We start from the raw sequence: 19,959 nt of genomic DNA, 5'->3' as shown, positions 1-19,959 counted from the left end.
TTCTCTCCTAACACTTCATCATTTAAAACTAGATTTTATTTTTCATTCTATATACATAGGCTAAAATTTCTGCCACTGCTTTAAAAAATTGCTCTGGAATAGCCTTACCAACATCAACTTGATCGTAAAGAGCTCTTGCTAATGGGCGGTTTTCTACCATTAATACATCATGTTCCTTTGCAATCATTTTAATTTTTTGGGCTAAAAAATCTGCACCCTTTGCGACTACAATTGGGGCATCACTTTTTTCCTCATCATATTTTAGACAAATAGCAAAATGGGTTGGATTAGTAATGACCACATCTGCGTTAGGAACCTCTTGCATCATACGCCTCATTGCCATTTCACGTTGTCTTTGCTTAATCTTTGATTTAATTAATGGATCTCCTTCAGAACTCTTAAACTCATCTTTAATATCCTGCTTTGACATTCGAATATTTTTTTCAAAATCAAACCGTTGATATAAGTAATCTAAAATAGCCAGACCAAATAATGCGATTGAACCGCACAAACCAATGAGCAATGTCAAGTGACCGATCGTTTCTAATGAACTCCCTACACTTTTATATGGTAAATTTAAGACATCATCTATATTTGCCCAAAGGATGGCAAACACAACAATCCCAATAATTAGCATTTTCAAGATAGATTTCAATAGCTCAACAAGCGCTCTAATTGAAAATATCCTTTTCATTCCAGTCACAGGATTAATTTTATCAATTTTCATTTTTAATCCTTCACCAGAAAATATAAAACCAATTTGTGCTAAGTTTGAAACAATGCCAGCAAGCAATGCTACTGCCATAATTGGGATAAGCATTGATGAGACTTCTTTTAGAATATCAATAAATATTTTGTGAACGCTCTGCTCCGTAACATCTTCCAGCATATATTTAGTAAAAGATAGTCTTAGCAATTGAAACAGTTTATCGCCAATTGTAGAAGAGCCAAAATATAAAAATAAAAAAATGGAAAGTAATCCGACGGCAGTATTTACATCCTGACTTTTTGCCGTTTGTCCTTTTTTTCTAACATCTTGGCGTTTTTTAGGCGTTGCTTTTTCTGTTTTTTCTCCTGCGAAATACTGTAAATTCAGTGAGAGGAGTTTCATATTGTTCCCCCCAATAATTGCATGACATTCCGCATTATATAAAACATAGATTCAAATAAATGCTGAATGATCACAAAGATTGTACCCATTGTTACAATCATAATGAAAAAACTAACTGCAATTTTTACCGGAAACCCTACAACAAAAAGATTCAGCTGTGGTACCGTTCTCGCCACAATTCCTAAAGCAACATCGACTAAAAATAAAACTGCTACAACTGGAATAGACATTTGAAAAGCGATTACAAATACTTGCCCCATTATTTTCAATAAATATTCAGCAAGGTTAGCATGTCCAAGCGGTATCCATGTTTGATCAATTGGAATAAATTGATAACTATAATAAATGCCGTCTAAAATAATATGATGACCATTTACCGCCAGCAGAAATAATAACGCAAAACTATATAAATATTGACCAACAAGTGGACTTTGTGCTCCTGTTTGCGGATCGATCACATTTGCCATTGAAAAGCCCATTTGAAAATCAATAAATGAACCTGCAATTTGAATAACAGAAAAAATCATATATGCCACGAAACTAATCAGCAAGCCAACAAGTGCTTCTTTTATAAGAAGGAAAAAGTACTCGCCATTAATTTCAAACGGGTGAACATGGATCGTATAGTAAATAAGCAATGATAAGAAAAATGAAAAACCGATTCTAAAAACTGCTGGAACCGATCGATGTGAAAATAAAGGCATCATGATAAAAAATGTTGTGACTCTTACTAGAACTAATAAAAAGATAGAAAAAGAAGGAAGCAATTGATCCATTGTTTATCCCTATCCTATATATTGTGTTAAATTCATTAAAATATCTTTCGTATACGAAAGCATATGACTAAGCATCCATGGGCCTAAAAATACAAGACCAAGTAAAATCCCTACAATTTTCGGAATAAAAGCAAGTGTCTGCTCTTGTATTTGTGTTGCAGCTTGAAAAACACTGACAATGACTCCAATAATTAAAGCAATTGCTAGCAATGGACCGCAAACAACTAATGTAGTATATACTCCCTTTTCTGCTAAAGAGATCACCATTTCTTCACTCATGAATTATTCACCCTTTTCTAAAAGCTTTCCAATAATGATTTTATTACTAAATACCAGCCATCTACTAAAACAAAAAGTAAAATTTTAAAAGGCAATGAAATGGTGACTGGCGGTAACATCATCATCCCCATCGACATAAGCACACTTGCCACAACCATATCAATTACTAAAAAAGGTATAAAAATCATAAACCCTAATTGAAAGGCTGTCTTTAACTCGCTTAGTGCGAAAGCAGGTACTAATGTAGTAATCGGAATATCTTGAATATCTTTTGGTTGCTTTTCATGTGCATAATCTAAAAAAAGTTGTAAATCCTTTTGCCTCGTTTGTTTACTCATAAATTCTTTAAATGGAACTTGCGCTTTATCATATGCCTGTTCTAACGTGATCTTATCATTAAAGAGTGGTGTTAAAGCCTCTTTATTCACTTGCGAAAAAGTTGGCGCCATAATAAAAAAAGTTAAAAAAAGTGCTAAACCAATAATCACTTGGTTAGGCGGCGCTTGTTGCGTCCCAAGAGACGTTCTTACAAAAGACAAGACAATAACAATACGAGTAAAAGATGTTAACAAAATGAGTATACTAGGTGCCAAAGAAAGAACGGTCATTAATAAAAGTAACTTGACAGATGTAGATACTGTATTTGCTGAGCTGTTCCCTAAAGCATTCATAATTTCATTCATCGTGTTTATTCTCCATTTGCTCCATTTCTTTCATAACCGTTTTTCTTTCCTTTTTTAAGGCATCTAATTGATTAACTAAAAGATGTTTAAATGACGATGATTTTCCTTGTTCATCTTTCTTAACATGCGTTTTTATCGTATTTGTTAATTTCGTAATAATATCTCGCGGTTCTAAAGATTGTTCTAACTGCTGATTATATTGATTCATCAGTGCTGTCACTTCATCTTTATCGTTAATTTCCTTAACTAAATGAATGTCTTCACCAACACCAATAACTAATAATCGATTCCCAACCTTTACCATTTGCAATGATTTATTGCCCCCTAAAGGAGTACCGCCAAAATTTTGGATCAAACGGTTATTTTGGTATGAACGGCTTTTTTTATTTATAAATTTTAATAGACAGTACAATAGTGCAATGACAAAAATAAGCGCAAAAACCATTTTGATAATATCCCACGCTGACACAACAGAACTTGTGGAAGTAGAGGATGGAGATTTTTTTTGCTTACTGTCTGATGTTGAACTACTGTCACATTTTTTAGGATGATCAATACATTCTTGAACACTTCCATTAAAAGAAGCTGCATGAGCATTTTCAACAGGAAAATGCCCATACATAATATAAAGTAAAACAGCCAATATTGACATCCATTTTATCGCTAAATTTCGCAAACTGTTGTCACCCTCTTAGTTAGCTAAGTGCTTTTTGAATGGCTTCAATTACACGATCCGCTTGGAACGGTTTTACAATAAAGTCTTTAGCTCCTGCTTGGATTGCATCAATAACCATTGCTTGTTGACCCATTGCGGAGCACATAATTACTCTTGCGTTTGGATCCATTTGCTTTATTTGTTTTAATGCAGAAATACCATCCACTTCTGGCATCGTAATATCCATTGTGACAAGATCTGGGCGTAATTCTTGATATTTTTCCACCGCCTGAGCACCATCGGAAGCTTCCGCAACAACCTCATAACCATTCTTCGTTAATATATCCTTAATCATCATTCTCATAAAAGCTGCATCGTCTACAATTAAAATTTTATTTGCCAATGTTTATCCCTCCACTAATTTAACTTTTTTAGTCTATCTTTTTTACTTACAATATCTGTAACTCGAACCCCAAAGTTCTCATCAATTACAACAACTTCACCAATTGCAATCAATTGATTATTTACTAAAATATCTACCGGCTCCCCAGCAAGCTTGTCTAACTCGATAATCGAGCCTGGCCCCATTTCCAGTATTTCCTTCACCGTTTTTGTTGTTCTTCCTAACTCAACAGTTACTTGCAACGGAATATCTAGTAGCATATCTAAATTTTTCATTTCTAGTTGTGGTGAAGCCGTCTCAAAATTCGTGAAAACAGCAGGCTGTACATTTTGTTCTTGTTGCGTCTGAGTTTGCTGTTCCGCTTCAACTTTTATTTCTTGAACTAAAGTTGCCTCTTGAGCAGCAGCAGTTTCTTGTATACTACTTTCACTACTTGCATTCTCATTAATTAATTCTGAAACTAAACTTTTTGCAAAAGTAAGTGGTACAATTTGCATTATTTTTGAGTCAATTAAATTACCAATCATTAACCGAAAAGAAACTTTAACTAGTAAATCTTGTTCTGGTAAATTTTCGGTTCCTTCACCTTCCATTATGTTTAATAAAGAAACATTTGGAGGAGAAATATCAATTCTTTTGCTAAAGACAGTTGACATTGATGTAGCAGCAGAACCCATCATTTGATTCATCGCTTCTTGAACAGCACTTAAATGAATGTCTCCAAGTTCCTGCTCGGGATTCTCTCCTGTACCACCCAACATTAAATCTGCAATAATTGCTGCATCCGCCTGTTTAATAACAAGCACATTTGTTCCTGAAAAACCTTCTGTATACTTAACTTGAATAGCTACATAAGGATGAGGAAATTCATCTTTTAAACGTTGTCGTTCGATAATTCCTACTTCAGGTGTTGTAATTTCCACTTTTTGAGAGAGTAATGTAGATAAGGCTGTTGCAGAACTGCCAAATGATATATTTCCTATCTCTCCTAACGTATCTCTTTCCATTGATGTTAAAAAGTCTTCAACTTGAGGTTTATGCTCTGTTTGCTCTGAATTCTCAGTAGAAGCTGTTCCATTTAAAAGAGCATCAATTTCTTCTTGAGATAGCATATCACTCATGATCATCATCCCCTTTCGTTAACATATTCAAAATTTGTACTGCCATTTTAGAACCAACTTTACCCGGCTGTCCGATAAATTTAGGAATATGATCTACTTTAAGCTTCAAAGGTTCCTCAATTGATTGATTTAAAGTGATTACATCACCTAGTTCTATGTTTAAAAACTCTTCAATTTTAATTTGTGTTGAACCAAGTTCAACTACAAGCGGAACCTTTGCCTCTTTAATTCCATCTTCCAATAATCGCTGTGTCTCTGGATCCATATGGCTGTCACTTTGCCGCATCCAATAGTGTCCCGAAAGATTTGGGATGATGGGATCTAATACAACCTGCGGTAAGCAAAGATTAATCATTCCTGTCGTATCACCAATCGTCGTATTAAAAGAAATGACAACTACTGTTTCATTCGGAGAGATCATTTGCAAAAATTGAGGATTCACTTCCAAATTTGACAGAACGGGATTAATCTCCGTTACTTCACTCCATGCCTCTTGTAATTGATCAATTACTTGTTCAAATAAGCGAGTCATGATTTTTTTTTCTATTTCAGTGAGCTTTTCAATTTTATTAATACTTTCACCATATCCTCCTAAGACACGATCAATCATAGAGTAGGCAATATTAGGGTTAATTTCCATAATAATATTACCTTCTAACGGAGGAACATCGTAAACCGTTAATATCGTTAATTTCGGTACGGATCTAACAAATTCCTCATAAGGGACCTGATCAACTGAAGCAACATTAATTTGTACGTATGTTCGTAGCTGTGCTGAAAAATACGTTGTTAAAATTCTAGCAAAATTTTCATGGACTCTTGCAAGGCTGCGAATTTGGTCTTTCGAAAAACGTAAGGCTCTCTTAAAGTCATAAACCTTTATCTTTTTAGCTGGTTCTTTTTTTATTTCCTCAGCATTCATTTCACCTGTTGACAGTGCTGATAACAACGCATCTATTTCAGATTGAGATAAAATTTCTTCTGGCAAGTCAGTCCCCCCCTTCTTAAAAACGTAATTTAAGTGAATAAATTACTGAATGACATAAGAAGTGATATAAACATTTACTACTTCTCCATCTTGCATCACTTTGTTTAAACGGTTCTTCAAATCCGTTTTAAATTTCACTTTTCCCTTTTCACCTTGTAAATCTTTGCTAGTCATTTCAGATAACTCATCAATCATCATATCTTTTATTTGAAAATCTCTTTTTGTTAATTCTTCTTTAGCTTTCTTATCATTCGCCTCAAGCCTTATTGAGATTTGAACGATGTGATTATCCTTTAAATTCGTCGTCATCTGATCAATATCAACAGATGATTTTACTACCTCATCTATACTAGGTGAACTTTTTTTTTGAGTATGTTCTGTTTTGAATATGATGACTAATGTGACGACACCCGCTAATAATATAATCGAAACCATAATAAGCATCGTCCGGATCATCTTATTTTTCATGCTGATTCTCCTCTCCCATATCCCTACCTAGCAAAGATATTGAACGATAAAAATCTACTATTTTACGTTCAACTTGTTCTCTCGTTTCTTTCACAATATAGGTATGTCCATTTGTTAATGTAATCTTTGTATCTGGAAGACTTTCAATTGTTTCTATGTACAGAGCATTAATCATAAATGCTGTGTCATTCAGTCTAGTAACGAGGATCAAAATAAGACGGACTAAGGTACGAACCTTAGTCCTTACCCCCTATCGTTTTAGATTTACGAGTTCTTGTAAAATTTCATCTGAGGTTGTAATAATACGTGTATTAGCTTGGAAACCACGCTCAGCAACGATCATATTTGTTAACTCATCTGATAAATCGACGTTGGACATTTCCAAATAACCTGAATTGATTGTCCCTTGGTTATTACTAGCAGCCGTAGTATTCGGAGCACCCGAGTTTACACTTTCACTATATAAATTTCCGCCTTCTTTTGTTAAACCAGAAGGGTTGGCGAATGTAGCTATTGCGATTTTCTGATTTAAAGTTGCTGGATTTCCATTAGCATCTGTATAGTTTATCGAACCATCAGTGCCGATATCAAAGCTCTTACCATCTAAAGATGATAAATTAATTGCTTGTCCATTTGTACCTAAAACTTTAAAGCCATCTGAATTTACAAGATTATTGTCTGCATCAAGATAAAAGTTTCCAGCACGTGTATAGTAATTTTGACTTCCATCAGTTACCTCAAAATATCCATCGCCACTAATCGCTAAATCAAGAACACGTCCAGTTGTTTCAAAACTACCTTGTGTATCAATCGTATCAATAGATCCTACTTTTGATCCTAAACCTACTTGAACCGCATTTGTTCCTCCTTTATTTGCTTGCGGACCGGTTGCTCCTGAAGAGGTTTGGCTAATTGCATCTTTAAATGTGACACGGGCCTTTTTATAACCATAAGTATTTACATTTGCAATGTTATTCCCAATCGTATCTAATTTTGTTTGAAAGTTTTTCATCCCACTAATTCCAGAATATAATGACCTAAGCATTTTTTTGTTCCCCTTCCAAATGTTGAATATGCTGCTTCAATCAATCCACAGCACAGGCTTCCTATCAAGGTCCAGCCTTTAATCTAAAATAATGGCACCATTTATATTACTAAAAATTTGCGCGCCTGCTTCTTGTCGGTCCATTGCTGTAATAACCGTTTCATTTTTCGCACTAACAATCAATGCAGCATTTTTAACAAGTACTAACGTTTCATTGATCCCTTTTTTCTTCGCTTCAGAAACTTTAGAACCGATTTTATTCCATGTTGAAGCGTCCAGTTCAATCCCTCGTTGCTCAATTCTATCGCTTGCATGCTTACTTATTTTTAAAGTAGATTCATTTGCCTGCTTAGATAAAGAATCTTGCAAATAATTTTTAAAACTATTTGCCGAAGGTGCTTCATTCACTTTATTGTATGAACGGTTACTCGCAATCCTTTGCAATGGAAGTTGTGGATAAATCTTATCCATTTGACCACTTCCTATTGTGATATTTTGAGAATCTGATCGGATGTTATCGTATCTCCATTATCTAAAGTTAATAAAGAAGACCCATCTTTAACAGATACAGCTGTCACAGTTGCACTTTCATCTTCATTATTATCGTTCTGCCAAGTAATATGTTTACCTATTAAATAACTTGCTTGAACAAGTGTTAAATTAGATGTTGAATCATCCGTTATTTTACTAATATCATCAGACGACAACACCGTTCCATCTTGCAAAGTAAATGACACACTACCATCATCATTAAAAGAAACACTCGAAATTTTTCCAGTTCCACTCGCAGATTGATCTGTTGCATTACTGTCATTGTCTGTCGACTTTTGCCATGACACATCTTTACCAACAAATTGACTATATGTAATTTGTTGAAGTTTTTGCATTTGGTCGGTCATATTCGTCATTTGCTCCAATGAAGAAAATTGGGCCATTTGCGCAATGAATTGTGTATCATCCATAGGATTTGTTGGATCCTGGTTTTCTAATTGTGTCATTAATAATTTTAGGAAATCATCTTTTCCTAGTGTGCTACCTGTTTCTCTTGTCGTATTACTTGCATTTTGCGCCGAACTTAAATAAAGATCGGAATTTACTGTATTTGCCACATTCTTCACCTACGCTTCCATTTCAATAAGATTGTTCAGTAAAAAGTCGGAAAAATCATCTTTCGTTTCTTCCTCATGATGATCTTTATGTTGCTGTTGCTGCTGTTCACGTTCATGTGACGAAGATTGCTGCTGAAATGGTTGCGACTGCGAACTAGATTCCTGATAAATAACATGAACTTGATTTAATTGGATATTTTGTCCAGCAAAAGCTTGTTTCAGCTGTTGTAACTGCGAATCTAATAAATCTTTTGCTCCACTTGTGCTTGTCATAATTTTCGCTGTCAAAACACCATCTTGATCAATTAACTCAATTTTTAAAGATCCTAAATTCTCTGGATTCAATTTAATAAATAGCTTATTTGTACCAGTATCTTTAGTAAGATTTGCACGTTGTAAAATATTCGAAAAATCTGCTACGAACTGCTGATATGAAGCACTCTTTCCTTCTCCGCTAACGTGTAAAACGTACTGTTCTGTTTTTGTCATTAATGCCCCCATAGAATTCACTGTATTATTAGCCGCTTCTTCCTGATGATTGTCTGCGGACATTTGCGATGTTTTTTTAACATTCTCTACAGCACGGGTATAGGCATTTTTCAGAATTCCATCTGTTTTTAAAAGATTAAGAGTCAATTGATTTTGCTGGCTCTTTATTTCATGAGAATCTTTTGTATTTCCAATAGATAGTAATAGTTTTGACGGTGTATTGTTCAACACATCAAGCACTTTTACAGTCGCTTCTTGTATATCCCCATTTTTTAGAGCAAGCATACTTTCTGCTAGCTTCTGCTTGCTACTAACATCCGCATTACCGACAAAATTATTTAACTGATCTATTACCTTATTTAATATGACATTCATATTTACACCACTACTTAAAGTCTTTGTTTGTGTATTTTCCTGTCCATAGTTGCGTAAATATTTGGCTATAGCTCCACAAGTAGTATACGGTTCATTAAACAAATTGCTTGAAGCCTTTTCTCCTTCATTACCAGTATTCAGCTGAGTTAATGCTTTTTTAATTTTTACTATTAAAACATCCTTTGTCTCTGACATTTTTAATAGTTGGATACCAGCTTGGACAGAGGATGTCTCTTGATTTTGAACAGCGTTGGCTTGTTGAAAAAGCTTCTGTAATGAGCTTTTGTCTAATTTTTGGAGATCCTCAACTGGCATTTGCCCTATTAATTGTACCAAGTTTACTAACGCTGTTATGTCATCACCATTCTCAAGCGCATTTTTTGTTTCTAACATTTTCTTTTGAATACTAACATTCGTTTTATTTGTCAAACTCCCAATTTGCTTTAATAATTTTGACAATATTTGTTTATCTGCATTTGCAAGAGTAATGGAACCATCGCCATTATTCACAGTATTCGTTTCATCTCCTGTTAAACAATCCAATATACTCTGCAATTGATCCGTAATGCTCGATGGCACTGCTTTTTGACTTCCATCGCCTTGCTGATCCCCATTCATCCCTTGCCATAGGCTTAAAAAATTATTTGATGTTACAATTTCATTTGGTTCTTGTGTTTGCATCATTAGCATAGGATCAGAATTCATCTGCAAACTACCTATATTCACTTTTTCACCTCCTTTCAAATAAAACATGATTCTTTTTATTTAGTTAGTTTTTCGCTGACAATAACTGAGTATATTTAGCTGCATTTTTAGCATCCATTGCTTCGAGAACTTTCGCTAATGTCTCTGGACTCAAATTTGCTAATATTCTTGTCGCATCACTGTCAGACATCTTTTCAATAATTGGCGCCGCACTTGTAGGAGACATATTCTCATACGTGCTGACAATATTTTTAATTGATTTTTTATTCTGAGCAGCAGTCTTACTTGCCTCACTCAACTTATTTTTTAAGTTTGTGATTTCAAGTTGCAATTGTTTAACCTTTTGATTTTTTGTATCTAATGTTGATTGCAGCTGTTTAATTTCGTAATCTCTATCTTTAATTTTTGTATTGAGACTGTCAATTTGTCCTTTATATTGATTGATCGTATCCTCACTATTTTGCTCAGAATCGGTATGTTTACTATCTCCGTTAAAAATGCTTGTTACTTTTTTCGCTTCAGTTATCACATTAATACCTGAAAATGTTGCGATTACGAGCCCCATTGCAACGGCAAATAAAAGTGGAATAACAATAACATACAACATCCATTGCAATTTACTGCCTGATTTTTCATCCAATTCTACTTCGTTATCTACTTCAATGGCTTTTTTCATATTCTCACCTAACTTCTCACATTACGAAAAAATTGAAGATTTGAAATTTCATCCATTTGTTTTTCTTCTTGGGTACGAATATCTTGCAGAAAGGATTGATAATCTTTATCTTTAATTTTTTCAAACTTCTTCACTTCAATATTTTTTTCTTGTAATTGTTGCTGATTCCAGTTCAAGCGATTTCTTGCTTTTATTAATAACTGTTGATAATAACTTATTGATTTTTCTATTTCCGCCAAAAAATGCTGATTATGCCTTATTTCTTGTACAGATAATCCTGAAATAATTTTTTGGGCCTGCAAAGCTTCTAAATCTTCTTTTTTCTTTAATAATGAATATAGTTCTTTAGCAACATTTTCAAATGCTTGCAATGATCGTTGATAGGTGGAAAGTGCTTCCTCTTTTTCTCTATTTTTCACATCTAATATTTTTTCAAACTTAAAATGATACTTCACTTCCACTCACCTGTTTCAGCTAATTGAATAAGTGCTTCAACACTTTCACTTTTACTCATTTTTAACCCAGTGCTTTGCTTAATAAATGAAACGATTTTTGGATACTGTGCTATTGCTTCATCTATTTCTTTTGAAGCACCTGGTTTATATGCGCCAATATTAATTAAATCTTCCGAATTGAGATACGTACTTAATTGTTCTCGTATTTTCTCTGCTGCTTTTCGATGCCGTTCACTCGCCAGCTCATTCATCAAACGGCTTACACTTCGTAAAATATCAATTGCTGGATATTGCCCTTTATTAGCAAGATTGCGATCTAGTACAAAGTGTCCATCTAATATCCCACGCACAGTATCTGCAATCGGTTCATTCATATCATCACCATCAACAAGTACCGTGTATATACCGGTAATAGTACCGAATTCATTTGTACCTGTTCTTTCAAGTAATTTCGGTAAAATCGCAAAAACGGATGGTGTATAGCCTTTTGTAGCAGGAGGCTCACCAATAGCTAACCCAACTTCGCGCTGAGCCATTGCCACACGTGTGACGGAATCCATCATAAACATCACATTCATCCCTTGATCCCGAAAAAATTCTGCAATCGAAGTAGCCGTATATGCAGCTTTAATTCGCATTAATGCAGGTTGATCTGAAGTTGCAACGACAACGATAGATCTTTTTAACCCTTCTTCACCAAGATCTCGTTCGATGAACTCCCGTACTTCTCTGCCTCGTTCACCTATTAATGCAATCACATTAATATCCGCATTTGTGTTGCGGGCAATCATTCCTAAAAGCGTGCTTTTTCCTACGCCGCTTCCAGCAAAAATACCGATTCTTTGTCCTAAACCAACCGTTAATAGGCTGTCAATTGCGCGAACCCCTAGTTCAATTGATTCTCTAATTGGCGGGCGCTTAAGTGGATTCGGAGGAGTTCTGTCAATTGGAATTGATTTTAAACCTTTCGGCAGCGGCTCCATACTCATTGGATTACCAAGGGAATCAATTACTTTACCAAGCAACGCTTGTCCGACTTTTACTTCTAGCGATTTCCCAGTAGCTTCTACTAAACTTCCAGGTGAGATTTCTTGAACATTTGTGTAGGGCATTAAAATAACATTTCCATCGCGGAAGCCAACTACTTCTGCCAGAATACGTTTCATACCTGATTTACTTTGAACCCGTATAAAACATACTTCACCAATCGAACTTTCAGGACCCTGTGACTCAATCATCAATCCAATCACTCTTTTAACTTTTCCATAGTATTTAAAGGTATTAATGCTAGGCATAATATGAATAAGTTCATGAGCTTTCAATTCATTTCATCCTCAATAAACTCTCCCAATTTTTGTTTGAGTTCTGTTAATTGACTATCTATGCTGGCATCAATTCTGCCATAATCTGATTCAATATAGCACTGGAATTCTTTAAGATCTTCATCCGGATATATATATAGCTTCGTATCATTCGGAAAAATGGCATCAAGTTCAATTTTTTGATTCATAATTAGACTATATTGCGATGGATATACATGAAGATTGACTTCTTTAAATTCAATTGCTTCCTTTAATACTGCCTTAACAATAGGAAGAAATGATTCAGGTGACTCTGTCAATGTTTGCTTTAATATTTTTTCAGCAGCAATCATTGCAATATCTAAAATATTTTTTTCAGAGCTCTCTATATACTTCGTTAATTGAATTTTTGAAAGGTCTACAATTTGTTTTGCTTCCTCGATCTTTTCTTTAAATTGGTTGAAGCCCTCAGTCTGTCCTTTTAATAACCCCTCTTCAAATCCTTCTCTTTCAGCTTGCTTCCTATACTCTTGTCTTTCAAGTTCCCATTGCCGTTTTTCTTCTGCAATTTTTCCCTTGATGATTTCTGCTTCAGCTTTACTTTGTTCAAGTATATTTGCCGCCTCCGCCTGATACTTCGTCATCAATTGCTGTCTAACTTCTGATTCAATAGAATTTTCACTGTTTTCGTCATTTGCAATAAATGATAATGACCGGACACCTATTACTTTTGTAGAAGTATCCAATCTAATTGCTCCACGTGGCTTAATAATTTTAGACAATGATATCATCTCCTCCATTACGAGCGATGATAATTTCTCCTGTTTCCTCGAGTCTACGAATGATAGATACAATTCTGGACTGCGCGTCTTCAACCTCTCGTAAACGTACTGGTCCCATGTATTCCATTTCCTCTTTAATAGACTCAACCATTCTACTAGACATATTTCGAAATACAATTTCTTTTACTTCGTCTGTTGTTGCTTTTAATGCTAACAACAAGTCTTCATTTTCACATTCACGAATCACACGTTGAATCGAACGGTTATCAAGTGTAACGATATCATCAAATACAAACATTCTCTTTTTAATTTCATCAGCTAATGCAGGATCCTTCATTTCCAACGAATCCAAAATTGTCTTTTCCGTTGTACGGTCAACACCATTTAACACTTCCACAACTGATTCAATTCCGCCTGTTTGCGTATAATCTTGAGTAACAGTTGCTGATAGTTTTTTTTCTAAGATCGCCTCTACTTCACTAATGATTTCTGGCGAAGTACCTTCCATTAAAGCAATCCTACGCGCGATATCTCCCTGCACCTCTGGAGATAACTCAGATAGAATCTTTCCAGCCTTTTCAGGTTCTAGATAAGATAGAACTAGCGCAATTGTTTGTGGGTGTTCATCTTGAATAAAATTCAAAATTTGGGATGAATCTGCTTTTCTAGCAAAATCAAAAGGCCGTACTTGCAGGGAAGAAGTTAGGCGATTGATGATAGAAATTGCTTGTTCAGCACCTAGTGCCTTTTCTAATACTGTCTTCGCATAGCCAATCCCACCTTGGGCAATATAATCCTGTGCCAATGCTATTTGGTGGAATTCTTCCAAAACATCTTCTTTTGCTTCACCTGGAACCTTTCGTATACTTGAAATTTCCAAGGTTAATTTTTCAATTTCTTCTTCTGTCAAATGTTTATAAACAGATGCTGATACATCAGGTCCTAATGAAATCAGTAAAATTGCAGCCTTTTCTTTTCCCGATAATACTTTATCCCTCGTTGCCATGAACACACCTCCCTAATCCTCTGAAATCCATGTTCTTAATAATTTTGCGAATTCGTCTGGTTTCTCTTTCGCTAACTTTTCTAGTTGCTTTCTGCGTGCGGTCGATTCAGATTCCACTTCTTTATTAACATCTGGTATATCGACCGGTGTTGGTTCTTCTTCCAATAGCTCTTCTTCATCTTCTAATAGTTCATTTCTCTTACGGCGAGCACGTAACATAAAGAAAATTAATAGAGCGATAATCAATAGTAATGCTCCACCGATTACATATATCCACCAAGGTATAGAACTTTTTGCAACACTAGTAGTTGGTGCATTTGCAGCAAATGGTTCTACAGAAACAGAAATTTTATTTGCTACAGAATTATTTGAAAGATTTGTGCCAGAACTTTTATCTATTGATGTTCGTACAATAGTAGATAGCATATTTTTAATATCGTTAACGCGCGAAGCTGGTAAAGATGATTTTTTATTTCGATTTGGCGGTTCAACCATAACTTCAATGCCTAAATCACGGATTTTATACGGGCTTTCAACAATTTTTCTTTTTATACGATTCACTTCATAGTTAATTGTATCGTCTGTTTTGTTGTAATCACCATTGCCGCTAGTTCCAGACTGATATGATGAGCCTAACGAATCAGTGCTGCTGGATCCTTGTGTAACCCCACCAGCTGCTCCTGTACCTTTATAGGTTTCAGCAATATTTTTAGCACTTATTTCAATGCCCTTCATATTAGTCTTATCAACTGGTTCTACTAAGTTTTCTTCTCTTTGCTCTTGAGTAAAATCGATATCAGCCGTCACATTAACAACTGCTTTTCCTGTACCCATAAGCGTTGAAAGCATCGTTTGCACTCTTTGCTGGATATCACGTTCAATTTGATGCTTTATATTCATTTGTTCTGTATAAGCATCTCCTGATGAATCGGAAGAATTTAAATCATAATACTCAAAGTTTTGATTCATAATGACGATATTATCAGTAGGAAGATTAGGGACACTTTTTGAAACTAAATTATACATCGCTTTAATTTGCTTATCGTCAATATTAAATCCCGGCTTCACATTTAGCACAATTGACGCAGATGCTTCTGCCTTTCCATCACTTACAAACACACCTTGATTTGGAAGATTAATCATTACTTTTGCTTTATTAATTCCATCCATTTCCTCAATAAGATTGGAAAGTTCGGTCTGCATCGCATCTAATTTAACAACATTAAACTCATTATCCGTCATACCAAACTTTGAATTCTGACTAAAAAAAGAATAATCAATACTACCAGTCTTTGGCAGACCTTCAGCAGCAAGTTTTACTTTTAAATTATCAACTTGATCTTTTGGCACTTCAATCGTTTTACCACCATCTGTAATTTTCGATTGAACACCATCTTTGTCCAATTCTTCCTTAATTGAACCAGTTTCAGATGCTTCTAAACCGCTATACAATGGTGCATAGCTTGTTCTCGTCGTGAAATATGTTACTAAAGCAACGAGTAAAATAAATAGGATGACTCCTGAAACACTGAATATTTTCTGTTTTTTTGTTCTTTGATTCCAATAATTTTTTGCTTGACTAAAAGTTTGCTTCAATTTATCATTCATTCATCATTATCCCCCAGGATAAAAAATCTCAATCTATCAATTATTTTTTTATTACTATTAAAGCTTTTTATACTTGCATTCTCATCATTTCTTGGTATCCTTCAACTGCTTTATTTCTAATTTCTAAAGCTGTCTGCATCGTAATATTAGCTTTTTGCGTCGCAATCAATACTTGATAAAGGTCAACATCTCCGCCAGTCGCTAATTTATTAATCATCTGGTCAGAAGTATTTTGCTGTTGATTTACTGCGTCTATAGATTTTTTTAGTATATTAGAAAATGTATTTGAAGTTCCTTTAGAGGAATTCGAAGATGTAGTGTTTTGTAGATTTCCACTAATAAGATTTGAAGTAATATTTTGAATAGCCAATCACATAAACCTCCTATTATCTTTTATCATTATTGTCCAATTTCAAGTGTCTTCATTAACATGTCTTTAGACGAATCCAAAGCTGTTACGTTAGCTTCATAAGAACGAGTTGCACTCATCATATCAACCGTTTCATTTAGGATGTCGACATTCGGCATTTGTACATATCCATTTTTATCAGCATCAGGATCATCAGGGTTGTATACTTCTTTAAATGGTGAGTTATCTTCTGTAATTTGTGCAACCTTTACACCATTCCCAGTTTGAGTTGAGCCCAGGGCTGATTGAAACATAGAAGAGAAACTTGTTGGGTTCGATTCTAGAACTACTTGTTTTCTTTTATACGGCTGCCATTTTCCATTCACAAGCGTACTTCTCGTAGTATCAGCATTGGCTATATTAGACGAAATAACGTCCATTCTTAATCTTTGCGCACTTAACGCTGATGAAGTTATATTCATACTAGAGAACATCGACATGTTATTGACCACCTTTCACAACATTTAACAGTGAAGAAAGTTTGCCTTTTTCTAGCTCAATTAAAGACTCATAAAAAATTTGATTGCTAGCTAAATTTGACATTTCATTATCAATATCAACACTGTTGCCGTTATTATTATAGGAACCATTATTTTGTGTAATAGTTACATTACTGTCAGTGCTATCATCGCTTAGATCAAAATGACGTGGATCAGTCCGAATCGTTTTAATCGAATCAATAGAATCCTGTAAGACATTTTTAAAACTGACATCCTGTGCTTTATAATTTGGTGTATCAACATTGGCAATATTGTTTGTAATGACTTTTTGCCTAGTAGATGAGTAATTCAGCGCATTTTCTAAAGTTGAAAATGTATTCGAAAATAAATTCATGATTTAACACTCCGTTACAATAATATGACATTTTTTTCTAATATACGACAAAAAAACCTCTTTTTCTCTATTTTAATTGTTTCATTAAAAACTGTAAATGCACTTTATTAGTCTTTTTTAACATTTTTGTATAATTTATTAAAAAAAAGGCAAATTCATGAACATCATTACATTCTTTTAACAAATTTCTACTATTTTTTAAATGAACAAACTGATAATAAATAGTGGAAATTAAAGCTATTATCATTGTGAGATTAATGTATAATTTTGCGAATATTTCATCGGTTGTGATTCAACAAAAAAGGGTATACAGGAAATCCTGTATACCCTCTTACATCGTTTCTATAAATTAGTTAGATTTAACTTTTTCTAATTCAACTAAGAATTTGTTATTTAATACTTTGATATATGTTCCTTTCATACCTAGAGAACGAGATTCAATTACTCCGGCACTTTCAAGTTTACGTAGCGCATTAACAATTACTGAGCGTGTAATCCCTACACGGTCCGCAATTTTTGAAGCTACTAGTAAACCTTCTTTACCATTTAATTCTTCAAAGATATGTTCGATTGCTTCTAATTCACTATATGATAATGAACTGATTGCCATTTGTACAACGGCTTTGCTTCTTGCTTCTTCTTCGATTTCTTCTGATTTTTCACGAAGAATTTCCATACCTACAACTGTTGCACCATATTCAGCTAGAATTAAGTCTTCATCATCAAATTGCTCTTGAAGACGAGCTAAAATTAATGTTCCAATTCTATCTCCGCCACCAACAATCGGTACAACCGTTGTTAATCCTGAAGCAAATAAATCTTTGTTTTCAATTGGAAAAGCTGTATATTCACTTTCAATTGTTAAATTTGGAGATGTTTCATTAATGTTGAAAAGGCTTTTTGTATATTCTTCTGGGAAGCGACGGTCTTCAAACATTTGTTTCATACGGTCATTTTCGATTTGTTGGTTTACAGCAAATCCTAATAACTTTCCACGGCGACTTACAACGTAAATATTTGCATCAATGACTTCACTTAATGTTTCTGCCATTTCTTTAAAATTAACTGGGCGACCCGCAGCCTTTTGTAGCATTGAATTAATCTTTCTTGTTTTATCTAATAAACTCATGTTTATTCCTCCTAGCTTGATTCACTATACTAATTATTAAATATCCATTTCTGTATGCGGAAGATTTTTTTCTGAATTTTTAATATAATACCCAATTAGAATGTATTACAAACTATTACAAAATAAATTGACTTAAATCCTTATTTTGAGAAATCTTTGTTAATTTCTCATCAACATATTGTGGAGTAATTGTAATCTTTTCTAATGAGATATCAGGTGCTTCAAATGAAAGATCTTCCAATAACTTTTCTAAAATCGTGTGCAATCTTCTTGCACCAATATTATCAGTATTTTGATTCACCTCAAATGCAAGTTCAGCAATTCTAGTTATAGCTTCGTCAGAAAATTCAACAAGTATACCTTCTGTTTCTAATAATGCAATATATTGTTTAATTAATGCATTATCCGGCTCCACTAATATTTTGACAAAGTCTTCAACTGTTAGCTTTTCAAGCTCAACACGAATTGGGAATCGCCCTTGCAATTCAGGAATTAAATCGGACGGTTTTGCCATATGAAAAGCACCGGCGGCAATAAATAATATATGGTCTGTTTTAATCGTTCCATACTTTGTTACAATCGTAGATCCTTCTACAATGGGTAAAATATCCCTTTGGACACCTTCTCTGGAAACATCCTGTGAAGATGTAGCACCACTTTTACTGGCAATCTTATCAATTTCATCAATAAAAATAATCCCCGTTTGTTCAGCGCGGAAAATTGCCTCTTGTGTAACTTCATCCATATCGATTAACTTTTGCGCCTCATCTTGGGTTAATACTTTCCTTGCTTCTTTTACCGTAACTTTACGTTTCTTCATTTTTTTCGGCAGTAAGTTACCAAGCGCATCTTGGACATTTACCCCCATTTGTTCCATGCCTGAACCTTGAAAGAAATCAAACATTGATGATGATTGTTGTTCTTCAACCTTAATCGTAACAATTTGATTTTCAAGTTCACCATCTGCAAGTTTTTGTGCAATTACTCTTTTTTGTTCTTTCTTTGTTAAGTCATCTTCATTTTGCTCTTCATCATTCTCATTTGTAGATTGATTTCCATCACCAAAAATCATTTCAAACGGATTTTTAAAATTCGTCTGCTTCTTTTTTGATGGAACGAGTAAATCAACTAAACGACGATTCGCATTTTTCTCAGCTTGCACCATGACACTGTTCATTTTTTCAGTCTTAACTAAGCGGACAGCAGTTTCAACTAAATCGCGAACCATTGATTCAACATCACGTCCAACATATCCAACCTCTGTGAATTTTGTCGCCTCGATCTTGACAAAAGGAGCCCCAACTAATTTCGCCATTCGTCTAGCAATTTCAGTTTTTCCGACACCTGTTGGCCCAATCATTAAAATGTTTTTAGGAATAATTTCCTCTTTCATTTTTTCGTTTAATAGATTTCTGCGATAACGATTTCGAAGTGCAACCGCAACTGCTCTTTTTGCATCTTTTTGACCTACAATATACTGATCTAATCGTTCTACAATCTGTCTAGGTGTTAAACTGTTTGCAATTTTATTCGCTTCTGCCAAACCGCTCAC

General features: G+C 34.5%; 25 protein-coding genes. All 25 read right to left on the bottom strand.

What is annotated here, in order from left to right:
- Nucleotides 1-28: 28 nt before the first annotated feature.
- Nucleotides 29-1,111 (bottom strand): flagellar biosynthesis protein FlhB, encoded by a 1,083-nt coding sequence (gene flhB / locus G4D61_RS06585; protein WP_025727886.1) that lies wholly within the window; start codon nucleotides 1,109-1,111, stop codon nucleotides 29-31.
- Complete coding sequence (fliR, locus tag G4D61_RS06580; protein WP_025727887.1) at nucleotides 1,108-1,887, bottom strand: flagellar biosynthetic protein FliR; 780 nt, start codon at nucleotides 1,885-1,887, stop codon at nucleotides 1,108-1,110. The genes flhB and fliR overlap by 4 nt, the downstream gene beginning before the upstream one ends.
- Before the next feature lie 9 nt (nucleotides 1,888-1,896).
- Nucleotides 1,897-2,166, bottom strand: a complete 270-nt coding sequence (gene fliQ / locus G4D61_RS06575) for a flagellar biosynthesis protein FliQ (protein WP_025727888.1) — start codon at nucleotides 2,164-2,166, stop codon at nucleotides 1,897-1,899.
- Between the two features lie 17 nt (nucleotides 2,167-2,183).
- Nucleotides 2,184-2,849, bottom strand: a complete 666-nt coding sequence (fliP, locus tag G4D61_RS06570; RefSeq protein ID WP_025727889.1) for a flagellar type III secretion system pore protein FliP — start codon at nucleotides 2,847-2,849, stop codon at nucleotides 2,184-2,186.
- Nucleotides 2,842-3,525 carry a flagellar biosynthetic protein FliO gene (locus G4D61_RS06565; protein WP_163173545.1) on the bottom strand — a complete coding sequence of 228 codons (684 nt, stop codon included), beginning with the start codon at nucleotides 3,523-3,525 and terminating at the stop codon, nucleotides 2,842-2,844. Before G4D61_RS06565 ends, fliP begins: the two co-directional genes overlap by 8 nt.
- 19 nt (nucleotides 3,526-3,544) lie before the next feature.
- On the bottom strand, nucleotides 3,545-3,907 hold the full coding sequence (locus tag G4D61_RS06560; protein ID WP_025727891.1) for a response regulator: 363 nt from the start codon (nucleotides 3,905-3,907) through the stop codon (nucleotides 3,545-3,547).
- Between the two features lie 14 nt (nucleotides 3,908-3,921).
- Entirely contained in the window at nucleotides 3,922-5,031 is a 1,110-nt protein-coding gene (gene fliY / locus G4D61_RS06555; RefSeq protein ID WP_152604234.1) for a flagellar motor switch phosphatase FliY, read from the bottom strand.
- Nucleotides 5,021-6,016 carry a flagellar motor switch protein FliM gene (gene fliM, locus G4D61_RS06550; protein ID WP_025727893.1) on the bottom strand — a complete coding sequence of 332 codons (996 nt, stop codon included), beginning with the start codon at nucleotides 6,014-6,016 and terminating at the stop codon, nucleotides 5,021-5,023. Before fliM ends, fliY begins: the two co-directional genes overlap by 11 nt.
- A gap of 42 nt (nucleotides 6,017-6,058) precedes the next feature.
- On the bottom strand, nucleotides 6,059-6,484 hold the full coding sequence (fliL, locus tag G4D61_RS06545; protein WP_035352926.1) for a flagellar basal body-associated protein FliL: 426 nt from the start codon (nucleotides 6,482-6,484) through the stop codon (nucleotides 6,059-6,061).
- The gene (locus G4D61_RS06540) at nucleotides 6,474-6,695 is read right to left on the bottom strand and encodes a flagellar FlbD family protein (RefSeq protein ID WP_035352923.1); all 222 of its coding nucleotides are present in this window, start codon (nucleotides 6,693-6,695) and stop codon (nucleotides 6,474-6,476) included. The genes fliL and G4D61_RS06540 overlap by 11 nt, the downstream gene beginning before the upstream one ends.
- A 39-nt stretch (nucleotides 6,696-6,734) precedes the next feature.
- Nucleotides 6,735-7,529, bottom strand: coding sequence for a flagellar basal body rod protein FlgG (gene flgG, locus G4D61_RS06535; protein ID WP_035352920.1), 795 nt, complete (start codon nucleotides 7,527-7,529; stop codon nucleotides 6,735-6,737).
- 78 nt (nucleotides 7,530-7,607) lie between these two features.
- Entirely contained in the window at nucleotides 7,608-8,000 is a 393-nt protein-coding gene (locus G4D61_RS06530) for a TIGR02530 family flagellar biosynthesis protein (RefSeq protein WP_035352917.1), read from the bottom strand.
- 11 nt (nucleotides 8,001-8,011) lie between these two features.
- Nucleotides 8,012-8,638, bottom strand: a complete 627-nt coding sequence (gene flgD / locus G4D61_RS06525) for a flagellar hook assembly protein FlgD (RefSeq protein ID WP_035353008.1) — start codon at nucleotides 8,636-8,638, stop codon at nucleotides 8,012-8,014.
- 9 nt (nucleotides 8,639-8,647) lie between these two features.
- A complete protein-coding gene (locus tag G4D61_RS18475; RefSeq protein WP_052137762.1) occupies nucleotides 8,648-10,228 on the bottom strand; it encodes a flagellar hook-length control protein FliK in 1,581 nt (526 codons plus the stop codon).
- A gap of 43 nt (nucleotides 10,229-10,271) precedes the next feature.
- Complete coding sequence (locus tag G4D61_RS06515) at nucleotides 10,272-10,883, bottom strand: MotE family protein (protein WP_035352914.1); 612 nt, start codon at nucleotides 10,881-10,883, stop codon at nucleotides 10,272-10,274.
- A gap of 8 nt (nucleotides 10,884-10,891) precedes the next feature.
- Entirely contained in the window at nucleotides 10,892-11,338 is a 447-nt protein-coding gene (gene fliJ / locus G4D61_RS06510) for a flagellar export protein FliJ (protein WP_025727901.1), read from the bottom strand.
- A complete protein-coding gene (fliI, locus tag G4D61_RS06505; protein WP_035352912.1) occupies nucleotides 11,335-12,660 on the bottom strand; it encodes a flagellar protein export ATPase FliI in 1,326 nt (441 codons plus the stop codon). The genes fliJ and fliI overlap by 4 nt, the downstream gene beginning before the upstream one ends.
- Nucleotides 12,657-13,430: a flagellar assembly protein FliH gene (gene fliH, locus G4D61_RS06500; protein WP_035352909.1), complete on the bottom strand. Its 774-nt coding sequence runs from the start codon at nucleotides 13,428-13,430 to the stop codon at nucleotides 12,657-12,659. Before fliH ends, fliI begins: the two co-directional genes overlap by 4 nt.
- Nucleotides 13,414-14,427 (bottom strand): flagellar motor switch protein FliG, encoded by a 1,014-nt coding sequence (fliG, locus tag G4D61_RS06495; RefSeq protein WP_163173543.1) that lies wholly within the window; start codon nucleotides 14,425-14,427, stop codon nucleotides 13,414-13,416. Before fliG ends, fliH begins: the two co-directional genes overlap by 17 nt.
- Before the next feature lie 12 nt (nucleotides 14,428-14,439).
- On the bottom strand, nucleotides 14,440-16,035 hold the full coding sequence (gene fliF / locus G4D61_RS06490) for a flagellar basal-body MS-ring/collar protein FliF (RefSeq protein WP_163173541.1): 1,596 nt from the start codon (nucleotides 16,033-16,035) through the stop codon (nucleotides 14,440-14,442).
- A gap of 67 nt (nucleotides 16,036-16,102) precedes the next feature.
- Nucleotides 16,103-16,405: a flagellar hook-basal body complex protein FliE gene (fliE, locus tag G4D61_RS06485; protein ID WP_081979015.1), complete on the bottom strand. Its 303-nt coding sequence runs from the start codon at nucleotides 16,403-16,405 to the stop codon at nucleotides 16,103-16,105.
- Nucleotides 16,406-16,434: 29 nt separating this feature from the next.
- Nucleotides 16,435-16,884, bottom strand: a complete 450-nt coding sequence (gene flgC, locus G4D61_RS06480; RefSeq protein WP_035352906.1) for a flagellar basal body rod protein FlgC — start codon at nucleotides 16,882-16,884, stop codon at nucleotides 16,435-16,437.
- A gap of 1 nt (nucleotide 16,885) precedes the next feature.
- Complete coding sequence (flgB, locus tag G4D61_RS06475) at nucleotides 16,886-17,278, bottom strand: flagellar basal body rod protein FlgB (RefSeq protein ID WP_035352903.1); 393 nt, start codon at nucleotides 17,276-17,278, stop codon at nucleotides 16,886-16,888.
- 349 nt (nucleotides 17,279-17,627) lie between these two features.
- Entirely contained in the window at nucleotides 17,628-18,407 is a 780-nt protein-coding gene (codY, locus tag G4D61_RS06470) for a GTP-sensing pleiotropic transcriptional regulator CodY (protein WP_025727914.1), read from the bottom strand.
- Between the two features lie 115 nt (nucleotides 18,408-18,522).
- Nucleotides 18,523-19,932 (bottom strand): ATP-dependent protease ATPase subunit HslU, encoded by a 1,410-nt coding sequence (gene hslU / locus G4D61_RS06465; protein WP_025727916.1) that lies wholly within the window; start codon nucleotides 19,930-19,932, stop codon nucleotides 18,523-18,525.
- Between the last annotated feature and the right edge of the window lie 27 nt (nucleotides 19,933-19,959).

Source organism: Heyndrickxia ginsengihumi (assembly GCF_011008565.1).
Classification (GTDB): Bacteria; Bacillota; Bacilli; order Bacillales; family Bacillaceae_C; genus Weizmannia; species Weizmannia ginsengihumi.
The sequence above is the reverse complement of the archived record's forward strand: the minus strand, read 5'-3'. Positions and strand labels throughout refer to the sequence as shown.